12 protein-coding genes are annotated in these 14502 nt (G+C 67.0%); 6 read left to right on the top strand and 6 right to left on the bottom strand.

Annotated features, from left to right (window positions below):
* The first annotated feature begins 3 nt into the window (after window positions 1-3).
* From asnB to RTY46_RS11730, 5 genes are all read left to right on the top strand, one after another.
* Entirely contained in the window at window positions 4-1947 is a 1944-nt protein-coding gene (gene asnB, locus RTY46_RS11750; protein WP_312708543.1) for an asparagine synthase (glutamine-hydrolyzing), read from the top strand.
* Between the two features lie 64 nt (window positions 1948-2011).
* Window positions 2012-2572: an NAD(P)H-dependent oxidoreductase gene (locus RTY46_RS11745; protein ID WP_312708542.1), complete on the top strand. Its 561-nt coding sequence runs from the start codon at window positions 2012-2014 to the stop codon at window positions 2570-2572.
* Window positions 2573-2801: 229 nt separating this feature from the next.
* Window positions 2802-4232: a replicative DNA helicase gene (locus RTY46_RS11740; RefSeq protein WP_312708541.1), complete on the top strand. Its 1431-nt coding sequence runs from the start codon at window positions 2802-2804 to the stop codon at window positions 4230-4232.
* A gap of 154 nt (window positions 4233-4386) precedes the next feature.
* On the top strand, window positions 4387-4599 hold the full coding sequence (locus RTY46_RS11735; protein WP_312708539.1) for a hypothetical protein: 213 nt from the start codon (window positions 4387-4389) through the stop codon (window positions 4597-4599).
* The gene (locus RTY46_RS11730; protein WP_312708538.1) at window positions 4596-4871 is read left to right on the top strand and encodes a hypothetical protein; all 276 of its coding nucleotides are present in this window, start codon (window positions 4596-4598) and stop codon (window positions 4869-4871) included. Before RTY46_RS11735 ends, RTY46_RS11730 begins: the two co-directional genes overlap by 4 nt.
* Window positions 4872-4894: 23 nt before the next feature.
* Here RTY46_RS11730 and RTY46_RS11725 read toward each other — a convergent pair whose 3' ends face one another.
* A complete protein-coding gene (locus tag RTY46_RS11725; protein ID WP_312708537.1) occupies window positions 4895-5311 on the bottom strand; it encodes a hypothetical protein in 417 nt (138 codons plus the stop codon).
* A 377-nt stretch (window positions 5312-5688) separates the two neighbouring features.
* Here RTY46_RS11725 and RTY46_RS11720 point away from each other — a divergent pair, with 377 nt between their 5' ends.
* Window positions 5689-6072: a DUF1963 domain-containing protein gene (locus RTY46_RS11720; protein ID WP_312708536.1), complete on the top strand. Its 384-nt coding sequence runs from the start codon at window positions 5689-5691 to the stop codon at window positions 6070-6072.
* Between the two features lie 100 nt (window positions 6073-6172).
* On the opposite strand, the gene lpdA is transcribed toward RTY46_RS11720, so the two are convergent.
* The 5 genes from lpdA to RTY46_RS11695 all read right to left on the bottom strand — a co-directional run bounded on the left by lpdA (window position 6173) and on the right by RTY46_RS11695 (window position 14241).
* Window positions 6173-7609 (bottom strand): dihydrolipoyl dehydrogenase, encoded by a 1437-nt coding sequence (lpdA, locus tag RTY46_RS11715; RefSeq protein ID WP_108753561.1) that lies wholly within the window; start codon window positions 7607-7609, stop codon window positions 6173-6175.
* Between the two features lie 63 nt (window positions 7610-7672).
* The gene (gene sucB / locus RTY46_RS11710) at window positions 7673-8875 is read right to left on the bottom strand and encodes a dihydrolipoyllysine-residue succinyltransferase (protein WP_108750050.1); all 1203 of its coding nucleotides are present in this window, start codon (window positions 8873-8875) and stop codon (window positions 7673-7675) included.
* 41 nt (window positions 8876-8916) lie between these two features.
* Complete coding sequence (locus RTY46_RS11705; protein WP_312708535.1) at window positions 8917-11748, bottom strand: 2-oxoglutarate dehydrogenase E1 component; 2832 nt, start codon at window positions 11746-11748, stop codon at window positions 8917-8919.
* Window positions 11749-11934: 186 nt separating this feature from the next.
* Window positions 11935-12831: a GNAT family N-acetyltransferase gene (locus RTY46_RS11700; protein WP_312708534.1), complete on the bottom strand. Its 897-nt coding sequence runs from the start codon at window positions 12829-12831 to the stop codon at window positions 11935-11937.
* 9 nt (window positions 12832-12840) lie between these two features.
* Window positions 12841-14241: a cupin domain-containing protein gene (locus RTY46_RS11695; RefSeq protein WP_312708532.1), complete on the bottom strand. Its 1401-nt coding sequence runs from the start codon at window positions 14239-14241 to the stop codon at window positions 12841-12843.
* Window positions 14242-14502: the final 261 nt, after the last annotated feature.

Here is a 14502-nt window from a genome sequence, read left to right as displayed (position 1 = left end):
TGCATGTGTGGATTGGCGGGATTGTTGTTGCCGGCGGCGCAGGCCCCGGCCGAGCAGCTGCAGGCGCAGGCGCTGGCCATGGGCCAGGCGCTGCACCACCGTGGGCCCGATGACGGTGGCACCTGGGTGGATGCGGCGGCCGGTATTGCCCTGGCCCACCGGCGGCTGAGCATCCTGGACCTGTCGCCGCTGGGGCACCAGCCGATGGCGTCCAGCGATGGCCGCTATGTGATGGCCTACAACGGCGAGGTCTACAACTTCGCCACGCTGCGTGCCGAGCTGGAACCGCTGGGGCACACCTTCCGCGGACATTCCGATACCGAGGTGCTGCTGGCGGCAGTGCTGCAGTGGGGCGTGGAAGACACCCTGCAGCGCGCCAACGGCATGTTCGCCATCGCCCTGTGGGACCGCCAGCAGCAGTGCCTGTGGCTGGCCCGCGACCGGGTGGGCAAGAAGCCGCTGTACTACGGCTGGGCCGGTAACACGCTGGTGTTCGGCTCGGAACTGAAGGCGCTGTGGCAGCACCCGGAATTCGACAACGACATCGACCGTGACGCGCTGACCCTGCTGTTGCGCCTGGACTATATTCCGGCCCCGCACAGCATCCACCAGCGCTGCTTCAAGTTGATGCCCGGGCGCGTGCTGCGGCTGGATGCCGAGACCGTGGCCGCTGGCGCAGGCGCACATCGCCCCGAACAGGCGCAGCGGCCGTACTGGGATGCGCGTGCGCGCATGCAGTCGGCGCTGGCCGCGCCGTTCCAGGGCAGCATCGACGAGGCCGAAGAACAGCTCGATGGTCTGCTGCGTGACGCGGTGTCGCTGCGCATGGTGGCCGACGTGCCGGTGGGCGTGTTCCTGTCAGGCGGCACCGACTCCTCGCTGGTGGCCGCGCTGATGCAGGCGCAGAGCGCCACGCCGGTGCACAGCTTCAGCATCGGCTTCACCGGTTCGCACCACGACGAGGCGCCGCTGGCGCGGGAACTGGCCACCCACCTGGGCTGCGACCACACCGAACTGTACGTGAGCGGCGCCGATGCGCTGGCGGTGGTGCCGCAGTTGCCGGCCATGTTCGATGAACCCTTCGCCGATGCCTCGCAGGTGCCGACCGCACTGGTTGCGCGGCTGGCACGGCAGGGCGTGACCGTGGCGCTGTCCGGCGACGGTGGCGACGAACTGTTCTTTGGCTACATGCGCTACGTGCGCGCGCTGCGCAACTGGCAGATGCTGGGGCGCGTGCCCGCGCCGCTGCGGCGCTGGATGGGCGCGCGTGCGCACCAGCAGGGCGAGGCCTCGCGCACCGGCGGGCTGGCCGCGCTGCTGGCCGAAACCGGCGCGCGCGGCATCGGCGATGTGTACCGCAACCGCATTTCGCGCTGGCGCGATCCGGCAGCGGCGGTGATCGGCGCACGCGAGGCCGGCAGCTTCTACGACCTGGCCGACCCGCTGCACGGTGCCGGCACCCCGGCCGACGCGATGATGCTGGCCGACTTCGTGACTTACCTGCCTGACGATCTGCTGTGCAAGGTGGACCGCACCTCGATGGCGGTCAGCCTGGAGGCGCGGGCACCGCTGCTGGATTGGCGGGTGGCCGAGTTCGCCTGGTCGCTGCCTTTGTCCTTCAAGCGCAGCCAGGACACCAGCAAGGTGCTGCTCAAGCGCGTGCTGGGCCGCTACGTGCCGCAGGGCATGGTGCACCGGCCCAAGCGCGGCTTTGGCGCGCCGGTGAGCGACTGGCTGAAGGGCGATCTGCGGCCCTGGGCCGACGATCTGCTGCAGCCGGCGCGGCTGGAACGCGAGGGCGTGCTGTCGGCGGCGGCGGTGCAGCCGCTGTGGCAGCAGTTCCTGGGCGGCCAGCGCAAGTGGCATACCCACCTGTGGAACGTGCTGATGTTCCAGGCCTGGCAGGACCACTGGCGGCAGGTGCGGGCGGGCGTGGCACGCGGCTGATCTTCACCGGGGCGCATCGGGCCGGCCGCTAGGCTGGCCCTTTCCCCGCCAGGAGTGTGCCGCCATGCCTGTACCCACCATCGCCGTGTTCGTCGGCAGCCTTCGCAAGGATTCCTGCAACCGCAAGCTCGCCCGCGCGCTGCAGAAACTGGCCGGCGATCGCGCGCGCTTCCAGTACGTGCAGATCGACGATCTGCCGCTGTACAACCAGGACTTCGATGGCAGCTACCCGGCGCAGGGCACGCGGCTGAAGGAGCAGGTGCGTGCGGCCGATGCCGTGCTGTTCGTCACCCCCGAATACAACCGCTCGGTGCCGGGCGTGCTGAAGAACGCCATTGATCTCGGCTCACGGCCGTATGGCGACAGTGCGTTCGCTGGCAAGCCGGCGGCGGTGATCGGCGCCTCCATCGGCGCCATCGGCACCGCGTTGGCGCAACAGCACCTGCGCAACATCCTGGCCTATCTGGACATGCAGGTGCTCGGCCAGCCCGAGGCCTTCATCCATTTCAAGGAGGGGCTGATCGATGCGGAAGGTGCAATTCACAACGAGGGCACGCAGACGTTCCTGCAGGGCTATGTGGACCGGTTCCTGCAATTGATTGCGGTGCACGCCAAGGGCGGTTGACGCCCCGATCGGGGTCAGAGCCCTCTGCTGTGCAGAGGGATCCGACCCCTTGCGGCGGGCTCTGACCCCCGACCCCATGCGATAATGACCCGCTCAGCCTGGGCAGCCGCGTTGCACCACGGCAGATACCCCCTGTTCGTCCACGGCTTATCCACAGATTTGTCCATGGTCGCCTGTGTCGGCCCATGCCTACACTGGCCCGGCCCACTTTCGCAGGAAACACCGCAGCATGTCCGCCCGTTCCGGCTTCCGTTCCAACCGCAAAGAGCGCGGCGATGGCTTTGATCGCGATCGCGACGATTCGCGCATCGACCAGCTGCGCGTGCCGCCGCATTCGGTGGAAGCCGAGCAGGCGGTGCTGGGCGGCCTGATGCTGGCGCCGGAAGCCTATGACCGGGTCAACGACCAGCTGAACGAAACCGACTTCTATCGCCGCGATCACCAGATGATCTACCGGGCGATCCGCGAGCTGTCCGAGCGCGAGCGTCCGTTCGATGCGGTCACCCTGGGCGAGTGGTTCGAGTCGCAGGGCAGGATGGAGCTGGTCGGCGATGGTGCCTACCTGATCGAACTGGCCAGCACCACGCCGTCGGCGGCCAACATCGTGGCCTACGCCGAGATCGTGCGCGACAAGGCGGTGCTGCGGCAGCTGATCCAGGTCGGTACCGATATCGTCAACGACGGTTTCCAGCCGGAAGGTCGCGACAGCAGTGAGCTGCTGGCGTCGGCGGAAAAAAGCGTGTTCGCCATTGCCGAACAGGGCGCGCGCGGCCGCACCGATTTCGTGGCGATGCCCGGCGCACTGAAAGACGCGTTCGAAGAGCTGCGCAACCGCTTCGAGAACGGCGGCAACATCACCGGCCTGCCGACCGGCTACACCGACTTTGATGCGATGACCGCCGGCCTGCAGCCGACCGACCTGATCATCCTGGCCGCGCGCCCGGCGATGGGCAAGACCACCTTCGCGCTGAACATCGCCGAGTATGCGGCGATTAAGTCGAAGAAGGGCGTGGCGGTGTTCTCGATGGAAATGTCCGCATCGCAGCTGGCAATGCGCCTGATTTCCTCCAATGGCCGCATCAACGCCTCGCGCCTGCGTACCGGCCAGCTGGAAGACGAGGACTGGAGCCGGGTTACCAGCGCGATCAAGATGCTGAAGGAAACCAAGATCTTCATCGACGATACGCCCGGCGTGTCGCCGGAGATCCTGCGCTCCAAGTGCCGCCGCCTGAAGCGCGAGCACGACCTGGGCCTGATCGTGATCGACTACCTGCAGCTGATGAGCGTGCCGGGCAACAGCGAAAACCGCGCGACCGAAATTTCGGAAATCTCGCGTTCGCTGAAGGGCCTGGCCAAGGAACTGAACGTGCCGGTGATCGCGTTGTCCCAGCTCAATCGCTCGCTGGAAACGCGTACCGACAAGCGCCCGGTGATGGCCGACCTGCGCGAATCGGGCGCAATCGAACAGGACGCGGACATGATCGTGTTCATCTACCGCGACGATTACTACAACAAGGAAAATTCGCCGGACAAGGGCCTGGCCGAGATCATCATCGGCAAGCACCGTGGTGGCCCCACCGGTTCGTGCAAGCTGAAGTTCTTCGGCGAATACACCCGCTTCGACAACCTGTCCCACGATTCGGTCGGTTCGTTCGAATAGCGCCTGCGGGCGTTGCGGTAGCGCCGGGCCACGCCCGGCGGATTTTCCCGGTTTCGTCAGCCCCAGCCCGGTTTCGTCGCAAACCCTTTGCGGCTGGGCGGGCAGGGCGCCAAGGTGATCCCAGGCGGCACGGTGCCGCCGTGGGAGACCTGTCATGAAGACGCTGTTCGCGCTGGGCGTGTGGTGCCTGCTGTTCGTGCTGTGCTGGCCGCTGGCGATCCTGGCCCTGCTGCTGTGGCCGCTGGTCTGGCTGCTGAGCCTGCCGTTCCGCCTGGTCGGCATCACCTTCTCGGCCGTGTTTGCCTTCCTGCGCGCGCTGTTCATGCTGCCGGCGCGGCTGCTGGGCGGCCGGGCGGCGGCGGCATGAGGGCGCTGCTGATGCTCGGCCTCGCCTTGCTGGCAGGCCCGGCCCTGGCCGAACCGCCGCCGCCGCCGCCGACGCCCACCTTGGCGTGGCTGGAGCGGCAGCAGTCGGCCGCTGCGGACGAAGCGAATGCCGCGGGGGCCACGTCCAGCAAGGCGCGCGAGCCCAAGGCGTCCTGCCGGGTGGTCAAGCAATGGAAGGTGGGGGGCACGGTGGTCAAGCACCGCGTCTGTGACGAGGCGCCCAAGCCGGCCTCGCCTGCAAGGCAGGGGTAACGCCGGGCGGGCGACGGGCTACGTCATCGCGGGGGCGCTGCAGGCACGACCTGCTGCTGGCCATCGCGGTACATCATCATGATCTTTTCGCCGCGGTAGGGCAGCACGGCTTCGGGCCGCCAAGGGTCGCTCTCGGGCGAGGTGCCCTTGGCCATCGCCTTGCATGCGCTGTCCCTGATGCCACAGCGGCGGATGGCGACCTGCAGGGTGCCGTCGGCAGACCTGAAATCAACGCCGGGCGAGTAGAACAGGGTTTCGCCCGGCATGCTGTAGCGGATCCTGATCTGATTGGATCCCACCGGGCTCACCTCGACGGGCTGCACCGACGCCCTGCTGTAGTCGCCTTCGAGGGTTTCGGCAGTGCAGGATGGCAGTGCCGCCAGCACGGCCAGCAGCGCTGCTGTGGTGCGGGCACTGCGGCCGAGGGGCATCCATTGCATGGCATCGTCGTCCGTGAGTGTGCGCCACGATCATCTGGCCGCGGCCGGCAGGCGTCAAGGCGCAGGCGCCGCAGTGGTGAAGGCTGGTCTCCCGCTCTAGACGGGGCGCCCCAACAACATGGACGTTGTACATGGAAACCGCCGCCCCCTGGTTCAACGAACTGTGTACGCAGCACGGCCTGGCGGCCGAGGCCGATGCACTGTCCGCGCTGCTGCGGCCCAGCCTGGGGTTCGCGCCCGTTTGACGCCGACACCCTGGTAGCGCGTCGGCCGCCGCCCGATGAGGCACTCGCGCTGGTGCCGTCGGCGTTGGCCTTTGAGCCCGGCCTGCGCCTGCCGCACCGGGAATCGGCCGAGGGCGCCGCCATGGCGCGTGGATGGCACAACACGGCCTGACCTGGGATGAAGACCGCGAAGACGCCTATTTCGAGCTGACCGATGCTGTGGCGGCCCACCATGCGGGCGCGGGCCAACCGCTGCATGCGCTGGGCGGTCCTGCGCACAACGTGCAGGGCGACATGCAGATGGAAGCGCAGCTTGTCACCCATGGCCTGTCGTGCGGTGACGGCACGGCATACAAGGATCCGTCCAGGCCGGCGTTGGAGCGCCAACGCGAGCAGTGGCAGCTGCTGCTGCAGCTGGACTCGGCCGATGATGATGCAATGTGGGGCGACTCGGGGATGCTGTATTTCTGGATCCGCCGCCAGGACCTGGCCGCACGCGATCTGTCGCAGACCTGGATGGCGCTGCAGAGTTGTTGAGCTGGCTGTGTCGCGCGCACAAAAAACCCCGCCGAAGCGGGGTTTTTTGTGCGCAGTTCAGTGCCGACCAACGGTCGGCACCCACGCCGAAGACGAACGATCAGTTTGCCTTGTGAATGGCCCGCTTGCTGACCGCCATGGCCGCGTCGTGGATCACCTCCGACAGCGACGGGTGGGCGTGGCAGATGCGGGCCAGGTCATCGGCCGAGCCGCTGAACTCCATGGTAAGCACACCTTCGTGCACCAGCTCGGAGACGTTGGCGCCGACCAGATGCATGCCAAGGATGCGGTCGGTCTCGGCGTGGGCCAGGATCTTCACGAAGCCTGCCGGCTCGATCATCGCCACGGCACGGCCGTTGGCGGCGAACGGGAAGCTGCCGGCCTTGTACGGAATGCCTTCGGCTTTCAGCTGGGCTTCGGTCTTGCCGACCCATGCCAGTTCCGGCTCGGTGTAGATGACCCACGGGATGGTGTCGAAGTTGACGTGGCCCGGCAGGCCGGCGATCAGCTCAGCCACCGCGATGCCTTCTTCGAAGCCCTTGTGCGCCAGCATCGGGCCGCGCACGCAGTCGCCGACCGCCCACACGCCGTCAACGCCGGTGTGGCAGTGCGCGTCGACTTCGATCTGGCCGCGATCGTTGATCTTCACACCGGTGCCTTCGGCCAGCAGGCCCTTGGTGGCGGCGCGACGGCCGACGGCCACCAGCAGCTTGTCCACGGTCAGGGTCTTTTCGCCTTCGCTGTCGGTGTAGGTGACAACGACTTCCTTCTTCTTGCCCTTGCCGGTGATCTCGGTCTTGGAGACCTTGGCACCGAGGCGGATGTCCAGCCCCTGCTTCTTGAATTCCTTGGCAGCGGTCTTGGCCACTTCGGCGTCGGCCACGGCCAGGAACTCCGGCAGTGCTTCCAGGATGGTGACTTCAGCGCCCAGGCGCTTCCACACGCTGCCCAGCTCCAGGCCGATCACGCCGGCGCCGATCACGGCCAAGCGGTTCGGCACTTCGGTGAAGTCCAGGCCGCCGACGTTGTCGACGATGGTCTCGCCGTCGAACTTGGCGAACGGCAGTTCGATCGAATCCGAACCGGCGGCGATGATCACGTTGGTGCCCTTCAGCTCGACGATGGAACCGTCATGCTGGGTGACCTTGACCACGTTGCCCGGCTGCAGTTCGCCGAAGCCGTAATAGGCGGCGACCTTGTTGGCCTTGAACAGCATGCCGATGCCGCCGGTGAACTGCTTGACGATCTTGTCCTTGCGGCCAACCATCGCTTCGACGTCGATCTTGGCGTCCTTGAAGCTGATGCCGTGGTCGCCAAAGATGTGGCCCATGTTCCAGAACTGGCGCGAGGAATCCAGCAGCGCCTTGGACGGGATGCAGCCCACGCGCAGGCAGGTGCCGCCCAGGGCCGGCTTGCCGTCCTTGCCCAGCGCTGCGTCGATGCAGGCGGTCTTCAGGCCCAGCTGTGCGGCGCGGATGGCCGCGTGGTAACCGGCCGGGCCGGCACCGATGACGACGACGTCGAATTGTTCAGCCATTGAATTATTCCTTGTTGCTATACCAGAACCCCTCCGCGCAGGCGCGGAGGGGCGGGAGGTCTCTTACAGGCCGAACAGCATGCGGCCCGGGTTTTCCAGCTGGTTCTTGATGTCCACCAGGAACTGCACCGAGTCCTTGCCATCGATGATGCGGTGGTCGTAGGACAGCGCCAGGTACATCATCGGCGCGATCACGACCTGGCCGTTCTGGGCGATCGGACGCTCCTTGATGGCGTGCATGCCCAGGATGGCGCTCTGCGGCGGGTTGATGATCGGGGTCGACAGCAGCGAACCGAAGGTGCCGCCGTTGGTGACGGTGAAGGTGCCGCCCTGCAGTTCGTCCAGGCCCAGCTTGCCGTCACGCGCCTTCTTGGCGTAGTCGGCAATGGTCTTTTCGATGTCGGCGAAGGACATGCGCTCGACGTTGCGCAGCACCGGGGTCACCAGGCCCTTCTCGGTCGACACGGCGATCGAGATGTCCGAGTAGCCGTGGTAGATGATGTCGTCGCCGTCGATGGAGGCGTTGACCAGCGGGAAGCGCTGCAGGGCGTTGGCCGCGGCCTTCACGAAGAAGCTCATGAAGCCCAGCTTGATGCCGTGGGCCTTGACGAACTCGTCCTGCAGTTCCTTGCGCGCAGCCGACACCTTGGACAGGTCGACTTCGTTGAAGGTGGTCAGCATGGCGGTGGAGTTCTTCGACTCCATCAGGCGTTCGGCGATGCGCTTGCGGATGCGGGTCATCGGCACGCGTTCTTCCGGACGTGCGCCACCGGCCTTGCCGGCGCCGCCGTTGCGGGCGAAGTTGACGATGTCTTCCTTGGTGACCGCGCCGCGACGGCCGGTGCCGTCCACGTCGGCCGGGTTCACGCCTTCGGTGATGGCGGTGAAGCGGGCGCCCGGGGGCAGGCTGTCGGCCGCCGACTTGGCAGCCGGGGCCGGTGCAGCAGCGGCGGCCGGAGCGGCAGCAGCCGGGGCAGCGGCTGCAGCCGGAGCGGCTTCAGCGGCCGGGGCCGGGGCAGCGGCCACGGCGCCTTCTTCGATGATCGCCACGACCTGGCTGGAGGTGACGGTGTCGCCTTCCTTGAACTTGATTTCCTTGATCACGCCATCGACCGGCGACGGCACTTCCAGGACGACCTTGTCGGTTTCCAGGTCAAGCAGGTTTTCGTCGCGCTTGACGGCGTCGCCCACCTTCTTGTGCCAGGTGGCGATGGTGCCGTCGGCGACGGATTCGGGCAGTACCGGGGCTTTGACTTCGGTGGCCATTGCGGGAGCTTCCTGGTTTGTCTTCTAAATAGGGGGAGGAGTTATTCAGCGACCTGGTCGTTGAACGGGTTGACCAGTGCGTCGGCGACCAGCTGCTGCTGTTCGCGGACGTGGTCAGCCATGTGGCCGGCAGCCGGCGAAGCCGAACGCGCGCGACCGGCGTAGTGCAGGTTCTGGCCATCGGCCAGGCAGAACTGCAGGTGGTGGCGGATCTGGTACCACGCACCCTGGTTCTGCGGTTCTTCCTGCGTCCACACCACGTCGGTGGCGTTGCCGTACTTCTGCAGCTCGGCGGCCAGCAGCGCGCGCGGGAACGGATACAGCTGTTCCACGCGGATGATGGCCACGTCGTCCTGGCCACGCTTGGTCTGGTCTTCCAGCAGGTCGTAGTAGACCTTGCCCGAGCACAGCACCACGCGCTTGACCTTCTTGGCATCGGCATTGGCATCGCCGATCAGGTGCTGGAACTCGCCATTGGCCAGTTCGTCCAGGGTCGACACGGCCAGCTTGTGGCGCAGGAGCGACTTGGGCGACATCACCACCAGCGGCTTGCGGGTGGTCAGGTGCAGCTGGCGGCGCAGCATGTGGAAGGCCTGGGCCGGGGTGGACGGCACCACGACCAGCATGTTTTCCAGCGCGCACAGCTGCAGGAAGCGCTCCAGGCGCGCCGAGCTGTGTTCCGGGCCCTGACCTTCATAGCCGTGCGGCAGCAGCAGGGTCAGGCCGGAAATGCGGCCCCACTTGGCTTCACCGGCGGCGATGAACTGGTCGATGACCACCTGCGCGCCGTTGGCGAAGTCACCGAACTGGCCTTCCCAGATGCACAGGGTGTTCGGGTCGGTGGTGGAGAAGCCGTACTCGTAGGCCATCACCGCTTCTTCGCTCAGCAGCGAATCGATGACGGTGGCCTTTTCCGGCGAATCCACCAGCTGCCGCAACGGCATGTAGTAGTTGTCGGTCTTCTGATCGTGCAGGATCGCATGGCGGTGGGTGAACGTACCGCGGCCCACGTCCTGGCCGACCAGGCGCAGGGCTTTGCCTTCGTCGAGCAGGGTGGCGTAGGCCAGGTTCTCGGCAAAGCCCCAGTCGCCCGGGATCTCGCCGGCGGCCATCTTGCGACGGTCGTCGTAGACCTTGGCCACGCGCGAGTGCAGCTGCACGTCTTCGGGGATGGTGTTGATCAGCTTGGCCAGCTCGACCAGCCTGTTCTTCTCGACCTTGGTCGAGATCGGATCGGACAGCTTGCCTTCCAGCAGCTTCGGCCAATCAACGAACAGCGGGCTGGTCGGCGGGGTCTTCTCGACCTTGGCCAGCTCGGTGGTGACTTCACCGGCGTCCAGCTTGTCGCGGTATGCATCGACCATCGCCTTGCCGGCGCCGGCGGCGATCACGCCTGCCTTTTCCAGCTGCTCGGCGTACATCTCGCGGGTGGTCGGGTGCTTGCGGATCACCTGGTACATCAGCGGCTGGGTGATCGCCGGTTCGTCGGCCTCGTTGTGGCCCCAACGGCGGTAGCACATCAGGTCGATGACCACGTCCTTGGCGAACTTCTGGCGGAACTCGAAGGCCAGCTGTGCAGCGAACACCACCGCTTCCGGGTCATCGCCGTTCACGTGCAGCACCGGAGCGGCGATCATCTTCGCCACGTCGGTGGCATAGCGCGTGGAGCGCGTGTCCTGCGGGTTGGAGGTGGTGAAACCGACCTGGTTGTTGACCACGATGTGCACGGTGCCGCCAACGGCGAAGCCGCGGGCCTGCGACATCTGGAACAGTTCCATGACCACGCCCTGGCCGGAGAAGGCCGCGTCGCCGTGGATCAGGATCGGCATGACCTGCTTGCGCGCGGTGTCCTTGCGGCGCTCCTGGCGCGAACGCACGGAACCGGCCACGACCGGGTCAGCGATTTCCAGGTGCGACGGGTTGAACGCCAGCGCCAGGTGCACCGGGCCGCCTTCGGTGGCCACGTCGGCCGAGAAGCCCATGTGGTACTTCACGTCACCGGCCGAGGCGTGCTCGTCGTGCTCGAACTTGCCTTCGAATTCGTCGAACAGCTTGCGTGGGTTCTTGCCCAGGGTGTTGACCAGCACGTTCAGGCGGCCACGGTGGGCCATGCCGACCACCACGTCCTTGACGCCATCCTTGCCGGCGCTGCGGATGATGGTGTCCATCATCGGGATCAGCGAGTCGCCGCCTTCCAGCGAGAAGCGCTTCTGGCCGACGTACTTGGTGTGCAGGTAGCGTTCCAGGCCTTCGGCAGCGGTCAGGCGCTCCAGGGTGCGGCGCTGGGTGTCAGCGTCCAGCTGGTAGTTGCCACCGGCCAGTTCCAGCTTCTTGTAGATCCACTGGCGCTGCTCGACCTCGGAGATGTGCATGAACTCCGCACCGATCGAGCCGGTGTAGGTCGCCTTCAGGCGTGCCAGCAGGTCGCGCAGCTTCATGCGCGGCTGGCCGCCCACGCCGCCGGTGCTGAACTCGCTGTTCAGATCGCCATCGGACAGGCTGTGGAAGGGCAGGCCCAGGTCCGGAGTGTTGACCGGCTTGGTCAGGCCCAGCGGGTCCAGGCGGGCATCGAGATGGCCGCGCGAACGGTAGGCGGTGATCAGACGACCGACATTGCGCTCACGCTCGTCGCCCGCACCGCTGCCGGTGCCGGCTTTCAGCGCATCCTTGGCCGCGTCCGCAATGTGGGAGATGACGGCCGAGTGCGGAATGTCGCCTGCTTCGCGGCCCTTGAAGCCGTCGAAGTAGGTCTTCCATTTGGGATCGACACTATCCGGGGAGACCAGGTACTGCTCGTACAGGTCCTCGACATAGGAGGCGTTGCCGCCGGCGAGTTGCGAAGATTGCGCAAACTGCTTCAGTTGATTGTCCACGATGGAGGGTGTTGATTCGCTTTGTGGGGTATGGCTTCAGAAGGACCCTGCAGGAAAATGAATAGCCCTGCACGGGCGCGTTCAAACAGCCAAATTGTACCCCCATCCGCACGGGATGGGGCAGCAACGGCGGCATTGCGCGCGCCGCGGTGTCGGTGCCAGACAGGTTTGTCCGCGCGGGCCGTGTCAGATGCCCAGGGCGCGCAGTTCGCTGCATTCGCGCGAACGGTCCCAGACGCGCTGCAATTGCTGCTCAAACGGCTGTGAACGTGCAGGCAGGGCGATCGCTGCCTCGCCGTCGAGGCGGTGGCCGATAAGACGAAAGTAGAAGTCGCCCGCATCGTTGACCAGGCAGGCCGAGGCCAGCGCGCGGTCGACCGGATCGCTCACTTCGCGGAACTGGATCACGCTGGGCAGGCGCTGATACAGCGCCAGCAGCGGTGCCCCGGCACTGGCAATCGCGGCAGCGTCGTGCACGATCACCCGCAGCTGCTTGTCGTGGCGGGCCGTGGCGAAGCGGCGCAGGGCCGCCTGCACCGGCGGCGCATCCAACAGACCCGGGTCCAGCTGGCGGCTGTGCAGCCAGAGCTGGCGGCGGGCGCGGTGGATGATGGCGGTGGTGATGGCCACCGCCTCGGCGCGGCTGTCGATGGCGGTGGCCACGCCCAGCCGGCGGCGCATCTGCTGGTGGCCGATGCCGGCCTCTTCGAACACCTCGCCCTCGGGCAGGAAGCCCAGGCGTGCATAGAAGTCACGCGCCGGCAGCTGCGCGTGCAGGTGCAGATCGGCCAGGCCGAGGCCGCGCCCGGCCTGCACCAGCGCCTCCAGCAGGGCCTCGCCGACGCCCTGGTTGCGGTGGCTGGCCAGCACGGCCATGCGGCCGATACGGCCGTCCGGGGCCAGGCGCCCGGTGCCGACCGGCTGGCCATCGGCGTCCAAGGCCAGCACATGGGCGCTGACCGGGTCCAGCGCGTCGCGCTCCAGATCCGCCGCGATGCCCTGTTCCTGCACGAACACCCGCTGCCGCACGTCGTGGATGGCAACGTGGGCATCGGCGTGGCTGACCTGCTGGACCCGGATCATGGCCATGGCTCAGGCGCGACCATCGTCGCTGTCGTCTTCGTCGTGGTCATCGAAGTTGACAATGACTTCGATCCCGTCGTCGCGCACGGTCACGGTGTGGACATCATCGGACACCACCTCGTCGTCCAGTTCGGCCACCTGGTCGTGGCCTTCCACCACTTCGCCCAGCACGTCGTCCTCGTCCTCATCGGCGTAGACCTCATTCGGGTCGATCAGCTGGAACACACCGCCGACCAGCAGCTGCTGCAGTACGGCGCGGCCCTTGTCGGACAGGCCGCGATAGGCGGCCGCGTCGAGCTGCTCGGCGCCGGCCAGGCGCTGCGCATCCTTCACCGGCAGGGCGAAATCCTGGCCACTGACATACAGGCTGGCACCGCGCTTGGCCCGGCGCCAGGCCAGCCGCGCCCACGGGTGGCGCTGCAGCAGCAGGCCCGAGGCCAGGGCCTGCACCACTTCTTCCGGTGCCGGCGCGGCCTGGTGGGCCATCACTTCGCCCGCCGCGCGGTAGGTGGTGATGAAACGGCCGAACCAGTCACCCAGCTTGTCCGGGTCGTTCATGCGGATGGCGTTGAGCGCGGTGATGACCCGTGCCATCGCCACCGTGTCGATCTCGTTGGGATCGGCCGGCACCTTCAGGTCGGGGTCCTGGTAGCGGATGTTCTCGTCGGCATCGGCGATCAGGGTGTCCAGGTAATCGCTGATCAGCTCGGCCGAAGACGGCGCGCGCATGCCGAAGGAGAAGGTCAGGCAGGGGTCTTCGGCCACGCCGTGGTGCGGCACGTTCGGCGGCAGGTACAGCATGTCGCCCGGTGCCAGCACCCAGTCGTGGGTGGGCTTGAACACCTGCAGCAGCTTCAGTTCCACATCGGGGCGGAAGCCCAGCGGCGGGCGCTTGCCCTTGATCGATTCGCTGGCATCGATCTGCCAGCGGCGGTGGCCATGGGCCTGCAGCAGGAACACGTCGTACTGGTCGACATGGGCGCCGACCGAGCCGCCGGTGGCGGCGAAGCTGATCATCACATCGTCCATGCGCCAGCGCGGCAGGAAGCTGAAGTGCTCGATCACCGCGCGCACGTCCTTGTCCCACTTGTCCACGTCCTGTACCAACAGGGTCCAGTCGTGGTCGGGCAGGGCGGGGAACACGTCTTCCCGGAACGGGCCGCTGCGCACACGCCAGCTGTCCTGGGCCTTGTCATGCTGGATCAGACGCGCCAGCACGCCTTCTTCGCAGGCCAGCCCGGCCAGGTCTTCCGGCTGCACCGGGGTCTGGAAGTCGGCGAAGGCGTTGCGGATCAGCAGCGGGCGCTTCTGCCAGAAATCGCGCAGGAAGGTGGCCGGGGCCATGCCCAGCGGCTTGCCTGGGCGGGCGGTGACTTCAATGAGCGGAGCGGAGGACTTGTGGGCGGCCATGGGGGATTCCTTGCAGCGGAAAGCGGGAGGGGCGGCGTGGCGGGCCGCCAAGGCCTCCATTGTCCGCCGTTCGCTGGCATTGCGCACGTGCGGTGGTTTGTCGCGGGGTGTCCGGCCAACGGCGGAGCCCCTCGTGGCGGAGTCTGGGTAGAGTCGACTGTCAGTCGACTGCCTTCATGGGCTTGGCCGGGCGGGTGGGCTGCGCGGGGGACGCCGTTAACCCGTCCATGGGGGCTTGGCCGCGGCATCCATGCCGCGGAC

Source organism: Stenotrophomonas sp. (assembly GCF_032056425.1).
In the GTDB taxonomy this organism is placed as follows: domain Bacteria; phylum Pseudomonadota; class Gammaproteobacteria; order Xanthomonadales; family Xanthomonadaceae; genus Stenotrophomonas.
The sequence above is the reverse complement of the archived record's forward strand: the minus strand, read 5'-3'. Positions and strand labels throughout refer to the sequence as shown.